This window comes from Microbacterium gallinarum, assembly GCF_014837165.1.
GTDB classification, from domain to species: domain Bacteria; phylum Actinomycetota; class Actinomycetes; order Actinomycetales; family Microbacteriaceae; genus Microbacterium; species Microbacterium gallinarum.
The window spans coordinates 317,357-340,913 of record NZ_JACSPM010000001.1; the positions used below are offsets into that span (position 1 = coordinate 317,357).

Sequence of the window (23,557 nt, forward strand, 5' to 3'; positions counted from 1 at the left end):
CCTTACCCCTCCGGCGTCGGGCTCGGCGGGTGGAGCGTGCTGCGCACGAGCTCCTGGATGAACGCGTAGTCCGGCTCGTGCTCGTCGACGCCACCCTCGGGCGTCAGCTCGATCGTGCTGACCGGAAGCTCCTTCGCCTTGAGCGCGAGATCGGCGAGGAACGGCAGCAGCGACTGGGGCAGGTCGGTCTGGACGACATCGGCGCCGGCGGCCGCCACGTCCTGGAAGCGGGTCAGCACCGTCTGCGGCGTGAACTGCGCGAGGATCGCCTGCTGCAGGATGCGCTGACGCGCCATCCGGTCGAAGTCGTCCGTCGTGTAGCGCGACCGGGCATACCACTGCGCCGTATCGCCGTCCATGTGCTGCGGACCGGCCTCGATCCAGCCGATCGCCCATTCGTCGACGGGCTGACCGGTGTACGACGGGCCGCCGCCCTTGGGCAGCCGCTCGGCGACGTCGATGTCGACCCCGCCGAGCGCATCGATCAGCGCGGAGAACCCGTGCATGTCGATGAACACGTAGTACGGGATCTCGACGCCCAGGATGCCCTCCGCCGCGTCCTTCGTGGCCTCGATGGCCGGCGCCGACCCGTTGTCGACCGCGTCGGGGTAGAGCTCGTTGCCGTCCTGGCAGACCTCGACCTCGGTGCGCAGCTGGTTGATGCCGCTCCCCCACCCGCAGTCGGGATCTGAGAATCCTTCGTGACCGTCGGGATAGCGGTCCTGCATCGGTCCCTCGGCGAAGGGGAAGTGCGGCATGTCCCGCGGGATGCCGGTGATGGTGGTCGCGCCCGTCTCGGCGTTCACCGACACCACCGAGATGCTGTCGAACCGCATCGAGTCGCGGCCCGCACCGCTGTCGGCGCCGAGGAGGAGGATGTTGTAGTAGCCGTCGGAGGGTGGCACGAGCGGGCCCGTCGCCTGGAAGATCGAGCCGAGGGTGTCGCGCACCGTGCCGACCGTCGTGGCGCCGAAAGCCGCGGTGCCGCTCGATACGACCATCAGCGCCACCGCACCGAGGGCGATGCCGAAGCGCGCGACGGGACCAGTCTTGACGAGCCGCACCAGCCGCAGCGTGTCGATCGTGAGAACGATCCACAGCACCGCGTACGCGATCAGCAGTCCCTGTGCGAGGAACAGCGGCACGGGGCGCCCGAGGGCGAGCCAGTCGGGCAGCCATGCGCCGGTGACGATGCTGAACCCTGCCGTCGGCGCCAGCAGTGCGAAAAGCAGCGTGAGAGTCAGGACCCCCCACATCGCGAGCGTGGCGCCGAGGCCGAGGCGCCCGAGGCGCCGGTTGCCGGCCAGCGCCTGTGCCGAGCCGGGCAGGAGGAAGTTGAGGAGGACGAGCCACCATCCGCGCCGGGTCATCATTGCGCGGGACGAGGCGTCGGGATACCGCAGCGGCTTCTCCTCGACGACGTGCGGCGCGCGATACCCGGACTGGGTCCGCGGCGGGCTCACCACGGTCACAGGGACTCCTTGAGCCGCCGGCTCTTCTCCTCGACCTGGGCCTCGAGCGTGCGCGCGTACGCCTCGACGCTCTCGGCGAGAGCAGCGTCCGACGTAGCGATGACGCGCACCGCCAGAAGACCGGCGTTCTTGGCGCCGTTGATCGACACGGTGGCCACGGGGATCCCGGCCGGCATCTGCACGATGCTCAGCAGCGAATCGAGCCCGTCGAGAGTCGCCAGCTGCACTGGGACGCCGATCACCGGGACTGCCGTCACCGACGCGAGCATGCCGGGCAGGTGCGCGGCGCCGCCGGCGCCGGCGATGATCGCCTTCAGCCCGCGACCGCGGGCCTCCCGGCCGTACCGCATGAGCTTGTCGGGCGTGCGGTGCGCGGACACGACCTCGACCTCGTGCGGGACGCCGAAGTCGGTGAGCAGCTGCGAGGCGTCGCTCATCACCCGCCAGTCGGAGTCGGATCCCATGACGACGCCCACCAAGGGCTCGTCGGAAGAGTGCAGCGGGCGAGTCACCCGTCAAGGCTAGGGGTCGTGCCTGGAAGAACCCCGCAACGGCGCGGTCCGCCGCGCGATCACGGTCAGTCCTGGAAGAAGGATGCCGCGGCCCGCGCCCGGTACGCGACGTCGTCGAGGTCGTCGCCGCTCACGTTGATGTGACCGACCTTGCGCCCCGGCCGGGGCGCCTTGCCGTACGTGTGCACCTTGGCGTCGGGCTGATCGGCCATCGCCGCCGCGAATCGCGCGTCGAGCGGCTGCTCGGCCGGACCGCCCAGCACGTTGACCATCACCGACCACGCCGCCGTCGGCTCGGGCCGGCCGAGGGGAAGATCGAGCACGGCGCGCAGGTGCTGCTCGAACTGGCTGGTCACGGCGCCGTCCTGGGTCCAGTGGCCGCTGTTGTGTGGGCGCATCGCCAGTTCGTTGACCAGCAGCCGCTCGTCGGTCGTCTCGAAGAGCTCGACGGCCAGCATCCCCGTCACAGCGAGACCCTCGGCGATCGCGACACCGATGTCGGCGGCGACGGCGCGCAGCCTCTCGCTGCCGTGGGGCGCCGGCGCGAGCACCTCTGCGCACACGCCGTCTCGCTGCACGGTCTCGACGACGGGGTACACCGCGACCTCGCCGGACGGACGACGTGCCACCTGCTGCGCGAGCTCGCGCGAGAAGTCGACGAGCTCCTCCACGAGGAGCGCACCGCCCCGCGCGTCTTCGGCGAGCGCCGCGAACCAGTCGTCGGCCTCGGTCGCCGCGCTGACCACCCGGACGCCCTTGCCGTCGTAGCCGCCCCGCGGCGTCTTGACGACCGCGCGACCGCCGTGGTCGTCGAGGAAGGCCTGCAGCTCTTCGGCGTCGGTCACCGCCGCCCAGTCGGGCTGCGGCATGCCGAGCTCCGCCATCCGCGTGCGCATGACGAGCTTGTCCTGAGCGACCGCGAGCGCGCCGGGGCCGGGGTGCACCGCGACGCCCGCCTCGAGCAGCGCCGCCAGCACGTCTTGGGGGACGTGCTCGTGGTCGAAGGTGAGCACGTCCACATCGCGCGCGAAGGCGAGCACCGTGTCGGCGTCACGGTAGTCGCCGACGGCGGTGGCGGCGAGCGCCGCCGACATGCCGGGCTCCTCCGCGAGCACGCGGAGCTCGACTCCGAGTTCGACAGCTGGCCCGATCATCATCCGGGCGAGCTGCCCGCCTCCCACGACTCCGACTCGCAATGCCATGCCGTCCACTTCCTCTCGTGCGACCTCCATCATCCCGCACCGCCGCGGGACTCCGGAGCCGTCAGCGCCCGGCGGGCAGCGGCGGCTGCGGCGGCAGCGGCGGCTGGGCGTCGCGGTGGGCGAGGATCTGGTTCACCTCGACCTGGTCGACCAGGGCTTCGTGCACCAGTTCGACGCTCGGGATGTTCACGAGGCGGAGCGAGGGATCGACGCCGTTCGACAGCGTCAGGGTGCCGGCGCCCCACATGCGCTGCAGCAGACCGCGGCGCACCTGGATCGTGTAGCCCCGCACATGGTCGAGCTCGCGATGGCGCGCGCTCAGGACGCCGGTGCGCTCGAGCACACGGCGCGTGGTGATCGTGTAGACGTGCGCCCACCACCGCAGGAACGGCAGGATCACGAGCAGCAGCACGATCACGCCGGCGCCGGCCAGCAGCATCCAGTTCTCGAACGGCGCGGGAAGGTTGCCGTAGAAGAACCCGGTCGCCCCGGCGACGCCGATGAGCACGATCGCCGACCACGTGAGCCGCCGTGCGTGCCCGCGGAAGCGCGCGACCCGCAGCTCGGGCGTCGGTGCGCCCGGTGCCGGGGGCAGGGGCCGGCCGCCGTAGCTGATCGGCTGCGTCATGCTCCCATTGTGCGTGTCACGACCGACACGGCGGCGGCGCACCGCCGTGTCGCGTCATGCGGACCTGTCAGCGCACGTGGACGACGTCGCCGGCCGAGACCGCGCTCTCGAACTCCGAGTCCTGCTCGACGACGAGCCGGCCCTCGTCGTCGATCCGCTGGGCGCGGCCTCGCAGCACATCTCCGTCGGGAAGCGACACCGCGACCTCGCTGCCCAGCGTCGAGCACAGGGCTTCCACCTCCGCGAGCACGCCCGCGGCGGCCGCGTTGCCCCGCGCACCGACCAGGGCGTCGAGGTGCTCTGCCAGCGCCGTCAGGTAGTCGGCGACGAGCGCGTCGTCGTCGACCTCGATGCCGAGCGCCTCGAAGGACGTCGCCGTCTCGACGGGCAGGTCGGTCTTCGGCATCCGGGTGTTGACCCCCGAGCCGATGACGACGGTGTCGGGATGCCCCGGCACGACCTCCGCGAGGATGCCGCACACCTTGTACCCGTCCAGCAGCACGTCGTTCGGCCACTTGAGCCGCGCGGTGTGACCCGTGCCGCGCACCTGCCCGGCGATCGCGCGGGTCATGGCGGCACCGGCGACCAGCGGGATCCAGCCGCGCGAGGCGGGCGGGATCGCCCCGACGTGCACCACCACCGAGAGCGCCAGCGCGGTGCCCGGTGGTGTCGTCCAGGAGCGGTCGAGCCGGCCCCTGCCCGCACGCTGGTCGGTCGTGAGCAGCAGCGACAGGTGCGGCCACTCCTCCGGCGCGTCGACGACGTGGCGGATCACGTCAGCGTTCGTGGAGTCGGTGGTCTCGACGACCTGGACCCTGGGCGATGCGGCCGCTGCGAGCGGATAGCCTTCGGATGCGATCGGCATGCGGTTCACGCTACCGGCGCGATCACCGGTTGCGCAGTCCCGTGTAGTAGACCCACAGCTTCCGGCTGCCGTACTGCACCTGGTACCACACCCGCTGCGCGTCATGCACCTGAAGCAGAACGCCGACCGGAATGGTCGTGACGGTCGCGCCGCCGGGCGAGGCGCGCAGCACCGACGCCGTGCGCGTCACCATCTGCTGCACCGGGTAGCTCGTCGCGGTGCCGAAGCTCCCGTGGAAATGCGAGTACACCGTGCGCGAGAGGGCTCGCAGCGCAGCCTGCGGCGGCCCGTCGTCGCCGATGATGGAAATCGCGTACGAGTACCGGGTGCCGTTGACGATCGCGGTGTCGCCCTGCAGGAGGCCGGAGGCGATCCACAGGGACCCGGGCTTGCTCGCCTGGCGGGCGGCGGGCGGGATGCCGGACGCGATGCGCGAGCGCCAGATCTGCGTGCGCATGATGTTGATGATCGTGTCGCTGTACCTCTTCGCCAGGATCGATCCGTTTGCCAGCCTCTCCATCATCCATGCGAGATCGTTCGAGGTGGATCTGTTGCCGGCGTAGAGCACGCTCGTGCCCGACGGGACGCTCCCGTAGACGGTGTTCGTGAAGCCCGCCCCGCGGATCATGGCGTTGAGCTGCGGGATGCCGATCCAGTGGACGATGTCGGTGTGGCAGTAGTTGTCGGAGACATGGAGCATGATCTGCACGCACGTCCCGAGCGACACCCCGGACGGAAGCACCGTCGACGGTGTCGCGCTGCCCTGCTCGATGCGCTTGTACGCCGCCCACGCCGCGAAGATCTTCAGCATGCTCGCCGGCTCGCGCCGGACGCCCCCGTCGACGTGGGTGATCTCACCGAGGCCGCCGAGCTGGCGGACCGTGACGCTGAAGGTTCCCGGGTACGCGGCCATCGTCGCGCGGATCGCCGAGTTGAGCTGTGACTGGAGGGACGTCTTGACTGCCGAGCAGTCATCGTTCGCGAGCACCGGCGCCTCGAGCCAGTGCGTGCCTCCGACGCCCGTGACACGCAGGCCGACCGCGTCGAGGTGCCGGGAGACGACGTCGGGGACGCACTTCTCGATGGCGTAGTACAGCGGCTGCCGGGTCACGGCGGCGAGCGCCGTCGCGACGGCGACGTCGGGGTCCGTCGCGGAGTTGGCGACGATCGCGCGCGCGGCGGGCGCGGTGCGCTCGCCCGCCATCAGCACGGACTGCGCGTAGCGGTCGGCTCCGGCACGGCGTGACACGGTGAACCCGGCAGCCGATAGCTCCGCCGCGAACGCCGGGGTTACCGTGCCGACGCCGCCGACGATCACGAGCGATCTGGCGCCGGCCGCGCGCACGGCTGCCAGCGTGGCGCTGTCGAGGGCCTTCGTGCCGTCGACGAGCAGCGCGCCACGATCGGTCGCCGCCGCGGTCGCCGACGCCAGCGGCGCGTCGACGAGGTTGGCGCCACCCGCCAGATAGATCGTGCCGAAGGTCTGCCCGCGCCCTGCCAGCGCGAGGCGAGAGGTCTCGTATCGGTCGGCGCCGCCGAATCGGCGCACGTCGGGGGCGAGGCCCTGCAGCTGCCGGAAGACGGCATCACCGACGACGGCCGGTCCTCCGACGACGACGATGGACGTCGGCTGCAGGCGGCGCAGCTCTGTCGCCGTGACCGACGGCACACCGCCGGTCGCCACGTACAGCAGCGGCGCGGCGAGCGACGCCGCCATGCTCGCCGCCACGGCTCCGTCGACCGCAGCCGATCCGGAGACCACGAGCACGGTGTCGGCTCCGCTCGGGAACGCCGCCTGCGACGCGGCGACACCTGTCTGGTAACGGTCGACGCCGGCGATGCGCGACGCGGTCGGAACGGTCGGCGTGACGGGTGATGCCAGCGGGGCAACCGCACCCGCCCCGGTATCGCCCTCAACCACGGGCTCCTCCCCGGGAGGAGCTGGTTCGGCCACGTCGGCGTCCGTCGCCGGCGGGGGTGTCCCGCCCGGCTCGACGACGTCGGGCTCGGGCTCGGGGGCCGGTTCCGGCGTCGGGTCGAGGGTGGGTTCCGGCGTCGGCTCGGGGGTGGGCTCGGGCGTCGCCCCTTCCGCCCCGCTGTCGACGGTGGCTGACGGCCGGACGACGGCGCTCGCCGCCGAGAGGTCAACGGTGAGCGGGGCCAGCATCCCGACGACCACCGCCACAGCCACGGCTTGTGCAATGCGACCCTTGACGACTCGACCCTTCACGACTTCCTCACATCGGTTTCGTATCCCCAGTCGCTTTGTGTCCCCTGCCGACCCTAACCGCTGTCGGCCGGCGGCCGCGTGAGAGCGGCGTGAAACTTGCCCGACGGACACCTACTCGTCTCGCCCCCTGACTCGGGCCGTGCGACACGGTCAGCGAGTGCACAGCGATCACCCCGGCCCCTTGTGCGAACCCTCCAACCGCTCCACAGGGGCCGCCGATAAGGTGGAATCCGTGACCGATCAGCCCGACCTCTTCACGACCGCCGGCAAGATCGCCGACCTCCGCGCACGTTTCCAGGAAGCCGTCCTCGATCCCGAGGCGGTCGCGAAGGAGAAGCAGCACGCGAAGGGCAAGGGAACCGCGCGCGAACGCATCGACCAGCTCCTCGACACCGGGAGCTTCGTGGAGCTCGACGAGTACGTGCGCCACCGCACCACTGCGTTCGGCATGGACAAGTCGCGGCCGTACGGCGACTCCGTCGTCACGGGCGTCGGCACGATCCACGGTCGCACCGTCGCGGTGTACTCGCAGGACTTCTCGACCTTCGGCGGATCGCTCGGCGAGGTCGCCGGCGAGAAGATCATCAAGGTGATGGAGCTCGCGCTGCGCTCCGGCATCCCGATCGTCGGCATCCTCGATTCGGGCGGCGCCCGCATCCAGGAGGGCGTGGTCGCCCTCGGCAAGTACGGCGAGATCTTCCGCCTGAACACCCGCGCGTCGGGCGTGATCCCGCAGATCTCGATCATCATGGGACCGGCCGCAGGTGGCGCCGTATACTCCCCCGCGCTCACCGACTTCGTCGTCATGGTCGACAAGACGAGCCAGATGTTCGTCACCGGGCCCGACGTCATCAAGACCGTCACGGGCGAAGACGTCGGCATGGAGGAGCTCGGCGGCGCGCACACGCACAACACCCGCTCCGGCGTCGCGCACTACCTCGCCGAAGACGAGGACGACGCGATCGACTACGTGCGCACGATGCTCGGCTTCCTGCCCGACAACAACATGTCGGAGCTGCCGGTCTACGAGTCGGAGTTCGAATTCGAGACGACGGATGCCGACCGCGCGCTGAACGCGATCATCCCCGACTCGCCGAACCAGCCGTACGACATCCACCAGGTCATCCGCGGCATCGTCGACGCCGAGGATTTCCTCGAGGTGCAGCCGTTGTTCGCCCCGAACATCGTCGTCGGCTTCGGTCGCATCGAAGGCCGCTCGGTGGGCATCATCGCCAATCAGCCGTCACAGATGGCCGGCACGCTCAACATCGAGGCCGGCGAGAAGGCAAGCCGCTTCGTGCGATTCTGCGACGCGTTCTCGATCCCCATCGTGACGCTGGTCGACGTGCCCGGGTATCTGCCCGGCACCGACCAGGAGTGGACCGGCGTGATCCGCCGCGGCGCGAAGCTTCTGTACGCGTATGCGGAGGCGACGGTCCCGCTGGTGACCGTGATCCTGCGCAAGGCGTACGGCGGCGCGTACATCGTCATGGGCTCGAAGCAGCTGGGCGCCGACATCAACCTGGCGTGGCCGACGGCCGAGATCGCGGTGATGGGCGGACAGGGCGCCGTGAACATCCTGTACCGCGGCGAGATCAAGCGCGCCGAGGCTGCCGGCGAAGACGTCGCCGCAGTGCGCACGCGCCTCGCGAACGAGTACACCTACAACGTCGCCTCGCCGTTCCTCGCCGCCGAGCGCGGTGAGCTCGACGGCATCATCGAGCCCGCGCAGACGCGGGTCTCGATCGCGAAGGCACTGCGCGCTCTGCGTGGCAAGCGCGCGAGCCTGCCGCCCAAGAAGCACGGGAACATCCCGCTGTGAGTCCGGCGGACGAGGACGCCCGGGGCGTCACGATCGACATCCTGCGCGGACAGGCCACCGAGGAGGAGCTCGCGGCGCTCATCGCCGTCGTCACCGAGGCGTACACGGGCGAGGCGGCCGAGGCCGTGGCGGCCGACGACAACCGACGCTCGGCGTGGTCGCTCACGCAGCGCAGCCTGCGCGAGCCCTTCCGCCCCGAGCTCGGCTGGGGTCGATTCACCGGCTGAGCGTGCTCAGCCGGTGAATCCGGTTGTCGAGTGCCGCCGAAGGTGATGCGCGCCTCAGTTGAAAGCGACCCAGAACGACTGCAGCCGCATGAACAGCTCCGACTGCAGGAATCCCCCCAGCGGATAGGTCGAGACACTCAGCCAGCCGTAGTGCCGCGGATGCGCGCCGAGCCGCTCGCCGTGAGGACCCAGGGAGAATGCGGCGTCGGCGCTCCCGCGGCTGACGAGCGACGTCAGGGACTGGGCCGGGTCCGCGAAGCAGGTGGCGGCGAGCTGCGGACCGATGTTCAGGTCGATCGTGCGTAGAGCGTCGTGTACCGCCAGGTGGTCGGGATGCGGGTACGAATGGCAGCGGTGGTGGTCGTTCGCGAAGGCGCCGAGCGCCGCCCCTATCCTCAGGTCCTCGTCGATGCCGAGAGCCGCCCTCTCGTCGATGACAGACCGCAGCGCCCATCCGATCTCCGCGGTCGTGAGATCTCCGTCACCGAGGTCGAACGCGACAACTGCACCGCGATCCTGCCGATCCGTCCATACGCGCACCTCGCGCGCCCCCTCGCAGTCCTCGACGCCATCGTCGATGCGACACGGGCTCGTCGCACCTGCGGGCAGCTCGATCGACCGCCCCGCCGCGAAGTCTCCCGGGATCGACGCGTCGGACTCGGACATCTGCGACAGATACCCCAGAAGCGAGGCCATCCGCGCCTCTTTGCATTCGGCCGTCCACCGCCCGGTCGGCGTCGGCGAGGGAGGCACCTCACCGAGGTCCGCCTGCAGCGCGCCCTCGAGCATGTCCGGCTCGCAGAAGCCCGACTCCTCGCCCTGAGTGAGGGACACGAAGACCTTGTACTCGCGCGGTGTCTGCTCGAGAAGCGACCACATCTGGAACTCGTCGTCGGGGTGCGGGACGACAGCGAGGCTCATCGTGCGCTCATCGTCGTCCGCGGTCATCGCGAGCGCCAGCATCCCGACCGTCACCAGGGTCAGCGCGAGGACGGCAATCGCCCAAGAGACGACCGCCGATGACCGCCGTTTCGCGGAGGACGCAGTGCCTGGACTCATGGCCGCAGATAGATACGGTGACGATGGAGCAGCGAGGCCAGACCGATCCAGAAGCCGAGCAGGAGCAGCGTCCACAGCAGCTGCGGCGGGCCGACGTAAGCGAGCACGTCCGTCACCCGGGCGGCGACGGACGTCCCCGACTGCCCGATCGGGCGGGTGAGCAGGCTCATCAGCACATGGGAGCCGAAGTACACGAGCAGGCTGTTGCGCCCGAGGGCCAGCAGCGGATACGACGCCCGCTCGACGAACAGCGGCACCCGGGCGCGATCCAGCAGCAGATGGCCGACGAGGAGCAACAGGGCGGTTCCCGCCGCGACGACCAGCGCGAACGGGGCGGTCCACAGGCGCTTCATGATCGGCAGCTGCACACCGAGCAGAATGGGCAGCGAGTAGATCAGCACGATCGCGAGCGCGATGAATCCGGCGGACGACAGCAGCACCGGCCCGATCGCAGTCTCCGGTCCGCGACCGGCTCCCAGCGCCCTACGGCGGGTCGCCAGCAGCAGATGGCCGACGGTGGCGCCGGCGGAGGCCGACACGACGGCACCCATGATGGCGATCAGCCCCTCCGGGTCGTGCCCCGCCGCTCCGAGCCTGTAGATGTGGGCCGCGCCGAAGATCGCGCTGTCTATCGGCCCGCTCGGATTGCACTCGGGAGTGAGCACGTGCGCCGAACAGGTCGTCGCGTAGACGGTGAGAAGCGTCGTCTGCGCGAGCGCTGTCAGGGCTGTGATCGCCGCCCAGCCCTGCCAGCTCTTGGTCACCACGTGCAGGAGGCCGATCACAGCCACGAGCACCGCGTACAACTGCAGCACACCTGTGATGCGCCACGTGAAGACGTCGAGCGACCACTCCACGATCGCGTTGTACGCCAACCCCACGACGAACAGCACGGCTACCCGTCTCAAGAGGGGGGCGACCTTCACGGTCCTCGTCATCGCGAACGCCAATCCGCAGCCTGACAGCGTCACGAAGACGGGGAAGATGACGTCGATCGGATGGACACCGTTCCACGGTGCGTGGTCGAACCAGGGCGGAACGACGATGAGGCTGTTGACGGTCACGCTCGCGATGAGCATCCACCCGCGGGCCCAGTCGAGACTCGCGATGCGTGCGCGGTTGGGGTCGGGCGCGTCCACCTCTGGAGCCGCGGAAGCGGCGGCGGATGCGGCGGGGGGCACTCGGCAATTGTACGGCCCGGGGAATCTGGGCCGTGACGGGCCCGCCCGAACCGGACAACCCCCCGCTTGTCCCCCGAAATACCTACAGACGGGGTGCGTACGGCTCGGAGATACTTGTCTCGCTGGAACGCTTCTGCGTTCGGCTGACTCGCTCTCCGCTCTTGTGGAAGATCCGAGTTCGGCCACGCGGGCTGTTTTCGGGTAACAGTCCGCCAGGCGAGGGGCGGGCGGCTTCGCCGCCCCTCGCCTCCTTCGGTTCCGCTCCCCGTCTCGGTACCCCTCCCCCATCGAGACGGGGAGCAGTTTCTTTTCCGACCGCCGTGCGGCGGGGCCGACAGGTGACGGGCCAGGCCGTCTCGCACAGGTCGAGTGCCGAACCGGCGCCCGGCCTACGCCGCGCCGGGGTGCGGGATCTCGCGCCAGAGGTCGACGCCGTCTTCTTCGGACGGACCGCCGACGGAGGGCGACCGGCCGACGACGGTGACCGCCACGCGCGCGTCGGGCGACGTGCGGATGTACAGCCTGTCGGAGCTCGCCGACCGCAGCGCCTCGGCCAGCTGCGCGCGGATGACGGACAGCGTCTCGTCGTCGAGCCCCTCGAGCCCGCCCTCGTCGAGCACCGTCACGTTCGCACCACGTCGGCGAGCGCGTTCGAGCTCAGCGCGCACTTCGTCGTCGAGCAGGCGCGGGCCGCGCATCTCGTCGCGCAGCCTGCCCTCGGCGAGGCGCGCCTCGAGGCGGTCGTCGTCGTTGAGCCGTCCGCCGGTGGCGACCGTGCGCGTGAGAACGGGGCCGGCCACGGCGAGTGCCTGCTGCACCTGCACGCGACGCTCGCGCTGGCGGCCGACCTGAGAGGCCTGCCAGGCGGACGCGGCGCGCTGCAGCTGGGCGAGCCTGGAGGTGTCGCGCGCGGCCCGGTCGAGCGACCGCACCAGCAGCTGCGCACACGTCACCCACACGATCGAGCCGACGAGTCCGAGAGCCAGCGCGTTGGCGGGTCCCATCCACGCCATCGAGCCGACGGCGAGGATCACGATGCCCGCCCACGCCGTCCACGGCCGGCGCCGCACCATGACGATGGTCATGAGTGCGCCGATGCCGCCGAGGTACCACGTGGCGAACCCGGACGTCACCGCGCCCGGACCGACCGCGAACGAGATGGCGCTCGGGACGATGATCGCAGCGGCCAGCGCGAGGATCATGGCGGGCACAGGGAGCCGGCCGCGCGCGCGGTGCGCATCGCCGATGTGCTCCTCTTCCTGCGCCGCGCTGATCGACGCCGGATCCCAGAAGATGCAGAGCCACGTCGTCGCGAGGTACATGCCCAGCGTGGCGACGACGATGAGCGGGTACGGAACGGGCTCGGTCCACCACAGTCCGCGGGCGGCGAGGTAGGCCGTGAACGCGACGGCGAGCGCCACCAGGACGTTCTTGACGCTGATCACTCCGGCGTCCCCTCCCAGTCGAGGCGCACGGTCGTGCCGTGGCGGCCGCTGTCGATGTCGGCCGACCCGCCGACGGCGGCGACCCGCGCGAAGATCGACGCGCGGATGCCGAGCCGGTCGTCGGGCACGTCGTCGAGGTCGAATCCCTCTCCGAGGTCGCGCACCTCGACGTGGACGAAGTCGCCCGCTGCCTCGACCGACACCGTCAGGCCGGCGCCGCCGGCGTGCTGCAGGGCGTTTGCGATCGCCTGTGTCGCCGCGAGCACCAGCGCCCGCGCGACGCGGCCGGGGATCTGCGGGCCGTCGGCCGCGATGACGCGATCGACCAGCAGGTCGGCGCCGAGCTCGTTCGCCGCGGCGTCGATGTCGTCCGCGATCGAGTGGCCGTCGCGCGGCTCGTCCGGGCCTTCGTGGGCGTCCTGCTCGGTGTTCGCGAGGCGTGTCAGCGCTTCGCGCGCCATCGCGACGGCCAGCGTCTGCGCGCGGGGCGTGTCGGCGCGCTCGGCTGCGATGAGCGCCGCGAGCACGCTGTCGTGCATGAGCGCAGCGACGGCGATGCGCTCCTGCTCCGCGGCATCGGCTGCTGCCGCCTGCGCATACGACGACACGGCGCGGGCCCGCGTCTCGTCGACGTTCGCCGCGACCGACCGGAACACCCAGCCGAGCGTGAGGATGACACCGCCCAGGATCAGCGCGAACGAGACGTCGAGGCCGTTGGCGAACCAGAACTCGGTGGCGAACCCGCCCTGGATGAGGCGGACCAGGCCGAACAGCAGCGGCGCCAGAACCGTCCACACGATCTGCAGCGGGAACGGGAAGGCGAGCACCGCCGCCAGCGTGGCGATGTTGACGAGGTACCAGATCCACGGCTGCGGCGTCGCCGGCGGGTCGCTCCCGGCGGTCGCGATCGGCCACGCGATGAGTGCGAGCACGTAGACGAAGGCGAACACACCCGCGGCGATGCGGACGCCGCGCCCGATGAAGCAGGCGAGGATCATCACGGCCAGCGGGGCGAACACGGCGACCACGAGCGGCTCGTGCCAACCCGGCTGCTCGTCGGACGGCGCGAGCGCGGTCAGGAACGCCTGCACCCCGAGCACGAGCGAGCCGAAGCCCGCGACGATCGAGATGATGCGCTCGACGCGCGTGCGCGTGAACGATCCGATGCCTGCGGTCGCCTCGCGCGAATGCGGGATGTGCCCCCACGCGCTGTCGAGGACCGCCGGTGCGTCAGACGCCACGCGCGATGTCCTCCTGGTCGGCGGGTTCGACGATGCCGTCCTCCATCGCCCGCCGGAGCAGGTCGACCTTGGTCGGCGCGGGGCGCCCGACCTCGACGTACTTGACCCGCACGCGCGTGATGTTCTCCTTGGCGGTCGAGTAGGCGACGCCGAGCCGGTCGGCGACGACCTTGAGCGGGAGGCCCGCGGCGTAGAGCCGCAGCACCTCGCGCTCGCGCGCCGAGAGCTGCGCGTCGGCGAACTCGCGGTCGCCTTCGACGGCGCTCGCCCACTCGACGTTGTTGAGCGGCTCGCCCTTCGCGACCGTGCGCACCGCGGCGATCACGTCGTCGATGCGCGACGACTTGCTGACGACGCCGGCGGCACCTGCGGCCAGCGCCTCGCGTACGGCGGCTGGCCGGTCGGCGACGCTGTGGATGATCACGCTCGAGCCGTCGACCACGAGGCGACGGACGTTCTCGGTCACCGTCGTGCCGTCGCCCAGCGTCAGGTCGAGCACCACGACGTCGGCCGGCCCGGCCATCGTGGCGGCTCGCCACTTGAGATAGTCGGTGACGGTGCTGCCCGAGAAGACGACATCTTTGCTTCCGGCACGCGCACACGCGGCCTCGAGTCCGAGTCTGACGGACTCATGGTCGTCGATGAGCGCAACCCGGGTCATTCCGTCAGCCTAACGCCGACCGGTGACGGGGGTGAGGGCCGCCACGGCCTCGACGTGGTGCGAGTGCGGGAAGAGGTCGAGGGCCTGCGCGCCGGTCGTCTCGTAGCCCGCCTCCCGGAAGGTCGCAAGGTCGCGTGCGAGGGCCACAGGATCGCACGCGACGTACACGACGGCCGCCGGTGAGAGCGACGCCACCGACTCCACGACCGCCCGGCCGGCGCCCGCTCGCGGCGGGTCGAGCAGCACGACGCCGTGCGACAGACGCTCGCGCTCGGCCGCGGACGCCTCGGCGGCGAGACGCGCGAGCCAGCGGTCGACGCGGCCCGTCTGGGCCCGCGCGCCGACCCACGCGGCGAGGTTCTCGCCGGCGTGCTCGGTCGCCCGCGGGTCGGACTCGACGCTCGTCACGCGCGTGGCGGGGCCGCCCACGTCGCCGAGCGTGGCAGCGAAGAGCCCCACGCCGCCGTAGAGGTCGAGGTGCCAGGCGTCGGCATCCCACCCCACATCGTCGCCGAGTCCGCGCAGCGTCTGCGCGACGGCCGACGAGAGAGTGGATGCTGCGAGCCTGTGCACCTGCCAGAACCCACCCGCGTCGACCTGGAACTCGCGGTCGCCGACGCGTTCGACGACCGACTCGGGCGCCGCGGGGCGAGGTCCGCCCTTGCCGGCGCCGCCGCTCCTCCCTCGGCCGCCGGTCCCGCGGCCGCGTCCGCCTCGGCCGCGGGCGCGCGCGGCTTCGGGCCGCGGCAGCACCCGCACCCGGCCGTCGGCAGGCTGCACGAGATCGATGCGGCCGGGCTCGCCGGACGCCAGGCTCAGCGCGACCCGCTCGACATCGGGGGTGGCCAGCGGCAGGCTCTCGACCGCGATCACCCGGTGGCTGCGTGCGGCGTAGGGGCCGATTCGACCTTCGCCGTCGACGTGGAGGCTCACGCGGGTGCGCCAGCCGGTGCCGTCCGCGCTCTCGGGGTCGGCTTCGCGTCCCGCCGCGGCGATGGAGACCTGAGGGTCCGGCATCCCGCCGAATCGCTGCAGCGCGTCGCGGAGCACCTTCAGCTTCAGCTCGCGCTGGTGCTCGAGCGCGATGTGCCCGAAGTCGGCGCCGCCGGGTCGGTTCTCGGGAGCGACGGCGATGTCGGCTTCCCGCCAGACGTGCGGGCGGCGGTGGGGCGAAGCATCCCGCACCTCGATGGCCTCGGCGCGCCAGAACGAGTTCTTGCTCGCATCGGTCACGCGCGCCAGCACGCGCTCTCCGGGCAGGACGTCGGGAACGAACACCACGCGCCCCTCGTGCCGGGCGACGAACACGCCGCCGTGGGCGACGTCTCCGATCTCGAGTTCGATGATCGGGCCGGGGTCGCCAGTCGAGTCGGTCACGAAGGAGAGCCTACGGTGGACCCATGCGCGTGTGCCTCGCTTCGACCTCGCCCGCCCGCCTGATGCTGCTGCGGCAGTTCGGCATCCGTCCGCTCACGGTCGCCCCCGACGTCGACGAAGACGCGGTGGTCGCCGCGGTCGAGGCCGCCGAGGGCCGCGTGCTCGCGCCCGATGAGCACGTGCTCCTGCTGGCGCGTCGCAAGGCGGCTGACGTGGTGGCGCGACTGGCCGACGACATCCCGGGATTCGACGGCATCGTGATCGGCGGCGACTCGATGTTCGAGCTGGGTGGCGAGGTGCTCGGCAAGCCCTACACGGCCGACAGCGCGAGCGCGCGCTGGCACGCGATGCGCGGGCAGACGGGCGTGCTGCACTCGGGGCATGCGGTCGTGCGCGTCGCCCCCGGCGAGCCGGCGCGCGAGGTGCACGCGGTGGCCGAGGCATCCGTCACCTTCGCCGCTGATGTGTCGGATGCTGAGATCGACGCGTACGTCGCATCCGGTGAGCCTCTTCATGTCGCCGGCGCCTTCACGGTCGACAGCCTCGGCGGTGCCTTCATCACGCGGGTGGAGGGCGACCCCTCGACGGTCGTGGGGATGTCGGTCTCGACGCTGCGGCGACTCGTGCGCGAACTGGGCGTCGAGTGGACCGCGCTGTGGGCGACGACCGACCCCTCGCTCGAGCACACCGACCTGGGCCGGCAGGCCGACCCGGGCGTGCACTCCGCACCCTGACCGTCATTGTGGGAGGAGTCCCATGTTTCGGCGGTGTTCTTGTGCGAACCAGTCAAATCCCGCCCCCGTCGCGTGGGTAGGCTGGCACGCATGCCTCAGATCGCCAAGGTTCTCGTTGCCAACCGCGGCGAGATCGCCGTCCGCGTCATCCGTGCCGCCCGTGACGCCGGGAAGGCCTCCGTCGCCGTCTACGCCGAGCAGGACCGCGACGCCATGCACGCCCGCCTCGCCGATGAGGCGTACGCCCTCGACGGCTCCACGAGCGCCGAGACGTACCTGTCGATCGACAAGATCCTCTCGGTCGCCCGCCGCTCCGGCGCGGACGCCGTTCACCCCGGCTACGGCTTCCTCGCCGAGAACGCCGACTTCGCGCGCGCCGTCATCGGCGCGGGGCTGATCTGGATCGGCCCCTCGCCCGAGGCGATCGAATCGCTCGGCGACAAGGTCACCGCGCGTGCCGTCGCCGAGAAGGTCGGAGCGCCCCTGGCCCCCGGCACCCCCGGTCCCGTCTCTGGCGCTGACGAGGTCGTCGCCTTCGCCGAGCAGGTCGGCCTCCCCATCGCGATCAAGGCCGCGTACGGCGGCGGCGGCCGCGGCCTGAAGGTCGCCCGCACGATCGACGAGGTGCCGGAACTCTTCGAATCCGCCACGCGCGAGGCGATCACCGCTTTCGGCCGCGGCGAGTGCTTCGTCGAGAAGTACCTCGACAAGCCGCGCCATGTCGAGACGCAGTGCCTCGCGGACGCCGCAGGCAATGTCGTGGTCATCTCGACGCGCGACTGCTCGCTGCAGCGCCGCCACCAGAAGCTCGTCGAGGAGGCGCCCGCGCCCTTCCTCACCGACGCGCAGAACACGACGCTCTACGAGTCGTCGAAGGCCATCCTCAAGGAGGTCGGCTACGTCGGTGCGGGGACGTGCGAGTTCCTCATCGGCGCCGACGGCACCATCTCCTTCCTCGAGGTGAACACCCGCCTGCAGGTGGAGCACCCCGTGTCGGAGGAGGTCACCGGCATCGACCTCGTGCGCGAGCAGTTCCGCCTCGCCGAGGGCCAGGAGCTCGGCTACGACGACCCGACCCCCGAGGGGCACTCAATCGAGTTCCGCATCAACGGCGAGGACCCCGGTCGAGGGTTCCTCCCCCAGCCGGGCCCGATCCACGTCTTCAAGACCTTCGGCGGACCCGGCATCCGCCTCGATTCCGGCGTCACCGCCGGCGACACGGTCTCCGGCTCGTTCGACTCGCTCCTGGCGAAGATCATCGTGACCGGCCGCGACCGCGCTGAGGCCCTCGAGCGCTCGCGCCGCGCACTCGACGAGTTCGAGGTCGCCGGCATGCCGACCGTGCTGCCGTTCCACCGCAAGGTCGTGCGCGACCCCGCCTTCACCGCCGAGAACGGCGAGTTCGGCGTCTTCACGCGCTGGATCGAGACCGAGTTCGACAACGACATCGCGCCGTGGGACGGCGAACTCGAGGCCCCCAAGCCCAGCGAGCACCGCCACACCGTCGTCGTCGAGGTCGCCGGAAAGCGCCTCGAGGTGAGTCTGCCCGACCGCGTGGTCGCCGCGCCGGGTGTCGCCGGTCGCCCTGCCGCGGTTCCGCCGTCGCGTCGCTCGCACGCGCCGACCGTGGTCGCTGGTGCGTCGGGCGACGCCGTGAAGGCCCCGATGCAGGCGACGATCGTCAAGGTCGCCGTCGAGGAGGGCCAGCAGGTCGTCAAGGGCGACCTCGTCATCGTGCTCGAGGCGATGAAGATGGAGCAGCCGATCCAGGCGCACAAGGACGGCACCGTCGGCGCGATCAATGCTGACGCCGGCACCACCGTGTCGGCCGGGCACCAGCTGCTCACCATCTCCTGACGCTTCTCGCGCGGGGGCCGACGCGCTCGCGCTATCGAGGGCGCTCACGCTCTCGAAACCTGCGATCGCGCGCGCTCGTGCGAACCGCGAGTGCAGGAAAGGGCAGCGGATGCCGCGGCCTCAGGGCCTGCGGGCCGTCACGACTGCCCGCCTCCCTAGACCCGATCGTGGCGGGGCCTGTGGACAAGGGATGCCGCGGCCGCCCGCCCTCGATAGGGTCACGGGCATGCGTCACACCCTCGCCGTCGCCGTTCTCCTCATCGGCATGGTCGCCCTTCCGAGCTGTACCGCGGCGCCGCCCAACGTCGACGAAGAGCGGGTGGAGGAGTGGACGGACGGGATGGCGGCCTCCGAAGCGGGGCGAACCGACCTGGTCGGCGGGGTGTCGGGTGCTCTGAGTGAATCAGCCGACCAAGCTTCAGGGAGCCTCGGCTACTCGGACCCTACGAGTGTCGACGGGTTCGAGGCGGCCTGCCTCGACCACGGTGCGATCGAGGTCTCGTGGCGCATCGCGGCGGACGGCACAACCTCGACCGGCTCCGCGGACGTCGCGTGCACCGGCCAGTCGGAGCGGATCACCCTCGGATTCACAGTCGAAGACGTTCAGACGGTCGGGGTCGTCGCCACGACGGCCGGGGGCGATCCGATCGCTTTCCGCGTCTCGATCACCGGCTCCAGCAGGCCGCCGCTCGACGCGGACGACGGCTGAGCGCACAACCGACGGATGGGCAGCGGATGCCGCGGCATCCGCTCATGGACTGTCAAGCGTCGACGAATCAGGCGGAAAGACCGCGAACCCGCCTGTTCTCGTCGAGTCGCCTGATCCCGTCGACGGTCAGCCGCCGTACACGTTGTGGTCGACGACGTGCATCGCGCGGGCGGCGTCGGTGATGCTGCCCGACAGCGACGGGTAGACGGCGAAGACGCGGGACACCTGGTCGACCGTGAGGCGACGCTCGACGGCGATGGCGATCGGGTAGATCAGCTCGGATGCACGCGGCCCGACGATCACGCCGCCGACCACGGTGCCGCTGCCCTGGCGGGCGATCAGCTTCACGAAGCCGTCCTTGATGCCCATCATCTTCGCGCGCGGATTGGCGGCGAGCGGCAGCTTGTGCACGACGGCGTCGATCAGGCCCTCGGCGATGTCCTTCTCCTGCCAGCCGATCGTCGCGATCTCGGGGGCGGTGAAGATGTTCGAGGTGATGCGGCGGCGCTCGAGCGGGATCACGACGTCGCCGAGCGCGTGGAAGATGGCGGTGCGTCCCTGCATCGACGCGACCGAGGCGAGCGGCACGAAGGTGGTGCAGTCGCCGGCGGCGTAGATGTTGGGCACCGAGGTGCGCGCGACGCGGTTGACCTGGATGTGACCCGACTCGGTCATCTGCACCCCCGCCTGCTCGAGGCCGATGCCCGCGGTGTTGGGGATCGAGCCGACCGCGACAAGGCAGTGGCTGCCCTCGACGGTGCGTCCGTCGCTGAGGGTCACCAGCACGCTGTCGCCGAGGTTCTCGACCTTGTCGGCACGCGACTTCGACAGCAGCGTCATGCCGCCGCGCTTGAACACGCGTTCGAGCACGGCCGCGGCATCCGAATCCTCACCCGGAAGCACCTGGTCGCGGCTCGAGACGAGCGTGACCTTGGCGCCGAGGTTCATGTAGGCGCCGGCGAACTCCGCGCCCGTCACGCCCGAGCCGACGACGATCAGGTGCTCGGGGATGGCCTTCATGTCGTAGAGCTGGGTCCACGTCAGGATGCGCTCGCCGTCGGGCTTCGCGGTCGGCAGCTCGCGCGGGGACGAGCCGGTCGAGACCAGGAGGGTGTCGGCCTCGATGCGGTCGAAGTCGGTGCCGCCGGCGCCCGTCGAGACGACGACGGCGTTCTCGCCCTCGAGGCGGCCGTGCCCCGAGATGATCCGCACCCCCGCTTCGGCGAGCGAAGCGCGCATGTCGTCGGACTGCTGCCGCGCAAGCGACAGGAGGCGCCGGTTGACGGCGGCGAGGTTGATCGCGATCTCGGGCTTGAGCGGCTTGCCGTCCTTGCCTTTCGCGAACAGCTGCACGCCGAGGTCGCTCGCGCCAGCGATCGCCACGGCCGCGTCGGCGGTGGCGATCAGCGTCTTGGACGGAACGACGTCGGTGATCACCGCCGAACCGCCGATGCCCGCCCGTTCGACCACGGTCACCTCGGCTCCGAGCTGGGCGGCGGCCAGCGCCGCTTCGTAGCCGCCGGGGCCGCCACCGATGATGGCGACGCTCTGAGTGCGCTCGAAGCTCAAGGACATGACATCCATTCTCTCCCGCGCGGCGGCGTCGGCACGACACCCCGATGGTCGCCCCCGGCTGGCCCTCGCCCCCGCCGCGCTCCTAGAGTGTCGGCATGTCTGACACCACCGGCAACCCTCTCGACGATCCCGCGGCCGACCCCTTCGAGGTCGCAGCCGCCGCAGCGGCCGACATCGCCCGCATCACGGGCGTCGAGCAGCACGACATCGCCCTCACTCTCGGCAGCGGCTGGGGCAAGGCGGCGGACCTCATCGGCGAGACCACCGCGAGCTTCCCCGCGACCGAGGTCACCGGATTCTCCCGCCCGGCCCTCGAAGGTCACGTCGGCACCCTGCGCAGCGTCGTCACGCCGAAGGGGCGCCGCGTGCTGGTCATCGGCGCGCGCACCCACTACTACGAGGGCCACGGCGTGCGCCGGGTCGTCCACAGCGTGCGCACCGCCGCCGCGACGGGCGCCCGCACGATGGTCCTCACGAACGGCGCCGGCGGCATCAAGCACACGTGGAAGCCCGGCACGCCCGTGCTCATCAGCGACCACATCAACCTCACGGGCGACTCGCCGCTCGAAGGCGCCACGTTCATCGACCTGACGGACCTGTACTCGCTGCGGCTGCGCGACCTCGCGCGGTCGATCGATCCGTCGCTCGACGAGGGCGTGTACTGCCAGTTCCGCGGCCCCCAGTACGAGACGCCGGCGGAAGTGCGCATGGCCAAGACGATCGGCGGGCACATCGTCGGCATGTCGACGGCGCTCGAGGCGATCGCCGCACGGCAGGCGGGCATGGAACTGCTGGGCATGTCGCTCATCACGAACATGGCGGCCGGCATCCAGACCACGCCGCTCAGCCACCAGGAGGTCATCGACGCCGGCCGAGAGGCCGAGCCGGTGATCTCGTCGCTCCTCGCCCGAGTGGTGGGCGCGCTGTGAGCGACGAGGAGGTCCCGGCGGCCGCACCCGACCGCCAGGAGCCCGCGCCCGCATCGGTGCCCACCGGCGCCGCGGACGGGGCGTCGGTCCTCGACCGTGCCCGTGCGTGGCTCGCGCAGGACCCCGACGGCGAGACCCGCGCCGAGCTGCGCGCGCTGATCGCGGCGGCCGACTCCGGCGACGAAGCTGCGGCCGCCGACCTCGACGACCGCTTCGCGGCGCGGCTCGCGTTCGGCACGGCCGGTCTGCGCGGCGAGCTGGGGGCCGGCAGCAACCGCATGAACCGCGTGCTGGTCGCGCAGGCCGCCGCCGGCCTCGCGGCGTACGTGCGCGAGAGGGCGGGCGACGTCGAGAGCCCCACCGTCGTCGTCGGCTACGACGGGAGACGCAACTCGCACGTGTTCGCGCAGGACTCCGCCGAGATCTTCGCCGGGGCCGGCCTTCGCGCGATCCTCCTCCCGCGCCTGCTGCCGACGCCCGTGCTCGCGTATGCGGTGCGCCACCTCGGCGCCGCCGCCGGCGTGATGGTCACCGCGAGCCACAATCCGCCGAACGACAACGGGTACAAGGTCTACCTCGGCGGGGCCGACGACGGGTCCCAGATCGTCGCACCCGCCGACGCCGAGATCGCCGCGCACATCGAGCGCGTGGCCGAGCTCGGAGACATCTCCACCCTGCCCCGCTCGCTCGGGTACGAGATCGCCCCCGAGTCGGTCGTCGAGGACTATGTCGCCGCGACCGCCGCCGTCGCGCCTGCCCCCGAGGGCGCGTCGGGTCTCTCGTGGGTCTACACCGCGATGCACGGCGTCGGCTGGGAGACGTTCTCGCGCATCCTCGAGGCGGCCGGCTACCCGGCGCCCGAGCCGGTCCCCGCGCAGGTCGAGCCCGACGGCGCGTTCCCCACCGTGGCGTTCCCGAACCCCGAGGAGCCCGGCGCGATGGATCTCGCGTTCGAGCGCGCCCGCGAGGTCGGCGCCGAGCTGATCATCGCCAACGACCCCGACGCCGACCGCCTCGCGGTCGCGCTTCCCGACACCTCGACCCCCGACGGCTGGCGCCGGCTGACCGGCAATCAGATCGGGCTGCTCCTCGGCTGGCGCGCGGCGCGCCTCGCGGCTGAGACCGGCGCCACCGAGGGCGCCTCGCTGGCGTGCTCGCTGGTGTCGTCTCCCGGGCTCGAGGTCGTCGCCCGGCACTACGGTCTGGACTTCCACTCGACCCTCACCGGGTTCAAGTGGATCTCGCGCGCGCCCGGCATCGTGTTCGGGTTCGAGGAGGCGCTCGGCTACCTGGTGAACCCGGGGACGGTGCGCGACAAGGACGGCATCTCCGCCGCGGTGGCCATGCTCGGCATGGTGTCGGAGGCCCGCGGCCGAAGCGCCTCGCTCGCCGACCTGCTCGCCGAGTTCGACGAGACCTTCGGCGCCTTCGCCAGCGACCAGATCTCGGTGCGGGTCGACGACGTGTCCGCCATCGGGCGCATCATGACGGCGCTGCGTGCGCAGCATCCGTCCGCCATCGGCGACGTCGCGGTCGAGCGGACCGACGACCTGCTCGAGGGTGTCGACGATCTGCCCCGGGGCGATGTGCTGCGGCTGTGGCTCGTCGACGGATCGCGCGTGATCGTGCGGCCGAGCGGTACGGAGCCCAAGCTGAAGCTGTACCTCGACGTGCGCGGGGACTCGTCCGACGACGCGGCCGAGCGCATCGCGGCCCTCGCCGCAGGCGCCCGGAGACTGCTCGACGACCTCGGCGCCTGAGGCTGGCGCCGGCCGAGGAGGCGCATCCGTCCGCGGGTCTCCGCGTGTCGGAGCCCCGTGCTAGAGTGCAG

Annotated in this window: 20 protein-coding genes; 7 read left to right on the forward strand and 13 right to left on the reverse strand. The window is 71.3% G+C overall.

What is annotated here, in order from left to right:
* Positions 1 to 2: 2 nt before the first annotated feature.
* The 6 genes from H9622_RS01470 to H9622_RS01495 form a co-directional block, all read right to left on the reverse strand.
* Positions 3 to 1,472, reverse strand: coding sequence for an LCP family protein (locus H9622_RS01470; protein ID WP_191763562.1), 1,470 nt, complete (start codon positions 1,470 to 1,472; stop codon positions 3 to 5).
* The gene (gene purE / locus H9622_RS01475) at positions 1,469 to 1,936 is read right to left on the reverse strand and encodes a 5-(carboxyamino)imidazole ribonucleotide mutase (RefSeq protein WP_191765507.1); all 468 of its coding nucleotides are present in this window, start codon (positions 1,934 to 1,936) and stop codon (positions 1,469 to 1,471) included. The genes H9622_RS01470 and purE overlap by 4 nt, the downstream gene beginning before the upstream one ends.
* A gap of 113 nt (positions 1,937 to 2,049) precedes the next feature.
* Positions 2,050 to 3,186 (reverse strand): 5-(carboxyamino)imidazole ribonucleotide synthase, encoded by a 1,137-nt coding sequence (locus tag H9622_RS01480; protein WP_191763564.1) that lies wholly within the window; start codon positions 3,184 to 3,186, stop codon positions 2,050 to 2,052.
* 61 nt (positions 3,187 to 3,247) lie between these two features.
* A complete protein-coding gene (locus H9622_RS01485) occupies positions 3,248 to 3,814 on the reverse strand; it encodes a PH domain-containing protein (RefSeq protein WP_191763566.1) in 567 nt (188 codons plus the stop codon).
* 67 nt (positions 3,815 to 3,881) lie between these two features.
* Positions 3,882 to 4,679 (reverse strand): biotin--[acetyl-CoA-carboxylase] ligase, encoded by a 798-nt coding sequence (locus H9622_RS01490; RefSeq protein ID WP_191763568.1) that lies wholly within the window; start codon positions 4,677 to 4,679, stop codon positions 3,882 to 3,884.
* 22 nt (positions 4,680 to 4,701) lie between these two features.
* Positions 4,702 to 6,909 carry a serine hydrolase gene (locus H9622_RS01495; RefSeq protein ID WP_191763570.1) on the reverse strand — a complete coding sequence of 736 codons (2,208 nt, stop codon included), beginning with the start codon at positions 6,907 to 6,909 and terminating at the stop codon, positions 4,702 to 4,704.
* Between the two features lie 232 nt (positions 6,910 to 7,141).
* Here H9622_RS01495 and H9622_RS01500 point away from each other — a divergent pair, with 232 nt between their 5' ends.
* The gene (locus H9622_RS01500; RefSeq protein ID WP_404802838.1) at positions 7,142 to 8,731 is read left to right on the forward strand and encodes an acyl-CoA carboxylase subunit beta; all 1,590 of its coding nucleotides are present in this window, start codon (positions 7,142 to 7,144) and stop codon (positions 8,729 to 8,731) included.
* Complete coding sequence (locus H9622_RS01505; protein ID WP_191763574.1) at positions 8,728 to 8,958, forward strand: acyl-CoA carboxylase subunit epsilon; 231 nt, start codon at positions 8,728 to 8,730, stop codon at positions 8,956 to 8,958. The genes H9622_RS01500 and H9622_RS01505 overlap by 4 nt, the downstream gene beginning before the upstream one ends.
* Positions 8,959 to 9,012: 54 nt before the next feature.
* On the opposite strand, the gene H9622_RS01510 is transcribed toward H9622_RS01505, so the two are convergent.
* The 6 genes from H9622_RS01510 to H9622_RS01535 form a co-directional block, all read right to left on the reverse strand.
* Positions 9,013 to 10,017: a hypothetical protein gene (locus tag H9622_RS01510; protein WP_191763576.1), complete on the reverse strand. Its 1,005-nt coding sequence runs from the start codon at positions 10,015 to 10,017 to the stop codon at positions 9,013 to 9,015.
* On the reverse strand, positions 10,014 to 11,198 hold the full coding sequence (locus H9622_RS01515; RefSeq protein WP_191763578.1) for a heparan-alpha-glucosaminide N-acetyltransferase domain-containing protein: 1,185 nt from the start codon (positions 11,196 to 11,198) through the stop codon (positions 10,014 to 10,016). The genes H9622_RS01510 and H9622_RS01515 overlap by 4 nt, the downstream gene beginning before the upstream one ends.
* A 389-nt stretch (positions 11,199 to 11,587) precedes the next feature.
* Positions 11,588 to 12,643 carry a hypothetical protein gene (locus H9622_RS01520; protein WP_191763580.1) on the reverse strand — a complete coding sequence of 352 codons (1,056 nt, stop codon included), beginning with the start codon at positions 12,641 to 12,643 and terminating at the stop codon, positions 11,588 to 11,590.
* The gene (locus tag H9622_RS01525; protein ID WP_191763582.1) at positions 12,640 to 13,884 is read right to left on the reverse strand and encodes a sensor histidine kinase; all 1,245 of its coding nucleotides are present in this window, start codon (positions 13,882 to 13,884) and stop codon (positions 12,640 to 12,642) included. The genes H9622_RS01520 and H9622_RS01525 overlap by 4 nt, the downstream gene beginning before the upstream one ends.
* Positions 13,874 to 14,545, reverse strand: a complete 672-nt coding sequence (locus tag H9622_RS01530; protein WP_191763584.1) for a response regulator transcription factor — start codon at positions 14,543 to 14,545, stop codon at positions 13,874 to 13,876. The genes H9622_RS01525 and H9622_RS01530 overlap by 11 nt, the downstream gene beginning before the upstream one ends.
* Positions 14,546 to 14,554: 9 nt before the next feature.
* The gene (locus H9622_RS01535; protein ID WP_318246992.1) at positions 14,555 to 15,922 is read right to left on the reverse strand and encodes a class I SAM-dependent RNA methyltransferase; all 1,368 of its coding nucleotides are present in this window, start codon (positions 15,920 to 15,922) and stop codon (positions 14,555 to 14,557) included.
* A 23-nt stretch (positions 15,923 to 15,945) separates the two neighbouring features.
* Here H9622_RS01535 and H9622_RS01540 point away from each other — a divergent pair, with 23 nt between their 5' ends.
* From H9622_RS01540 to H9622_RS01550, 3 genes are all read left to right on the forward strand, one after another.
* Positions 15,946 to 16,656, forward strand: coding sequence for a Maf family protein (locus H9622_RS01540; protein WP_191763586.1), 711 nt, complete (start codon positions 15,946 to 15,948; stop codon positions 16,654 to 16,656).
* A 90-nt stretch (positions 16,657 to 16,746) separates the two neighbouring features.
* Positions 16,747 to 18,513: an acetyl/propionyl/methylcrotonyl-CoA carboxylase subunit alpha gene (locus H9622_RS01545; protein ID WP_191763588.1), complete on the forward strand. Its 1,767-nt coding sequence runs from the start codon at positions 16,747 to 16,749 to the stop codon at positions 18,511 to 18,513.
* A 226-nt stretch (positions 18,514 to 18,739) separates the two neighbouring features.
* Positions 18,740 to 19,222, forward strand: coding sequence for a hypothetical protein (locus H9622_RS01550; protein WP_191763590.1), 483 nt, complete (start codon positions 18,740 to 18,742; stop codon positions 19,220 to 19,222).
* Positions 19,223 to 19,348: 126 nt separating this feature from the next.
* On the opposite strand, the gene H9622_RS01555 is transcribed toward H9622_RS01550, so the two are convergent.
* The gene (locus H9622_RS01555; RefSeq protein WP_404802839.1) at positions 19,349 to 20,797 is read right to left on the reverse strand and encodes an NAD(P)H-quinone dehydrogenase; all 1,449 of its coding nucleotides are present in this window, start codon (positions 20,795 to 20,797) and stop codon (positions 19,349 to 19,351) included.
* A 95-nt stretch (positions 20,798 to 20,892) separates the two neighbouring features.
* On the opposite strand from H9622_RS01555, the gene H9622_RS01560 reads away from it, so the two are divergent.
* Positions 20,893 to 21,726 carry a purine-nucleoside phosphorylase gene (locus tag H9622_RS01560; RefSeq protein ID WP_191763594.1) on the forward strand — a complete coding sequence of 278 codons (834 nt, stop codon included), beginning with the start codon at positions 20,893 to 20,895 and terminating at the stop codon, positions 21,724 to 21,726.
* A gap of 56 nt (positions 21,727 to 21,782) precedes the next feature.
* Positions 21,783 to 23,486: a phospho-sugar mutase gene (locus H9622_RS01565; protein ID WP_191765511.1), complete on the forward strand. Its 1,704-nt coding sequence runs from the start codon at positions 21,783 to 21,785 to the stop codon at positions 23,484 to 23,486.
* Positions 23,487 to 23,557: the final 71 nt, after the last annotated feature.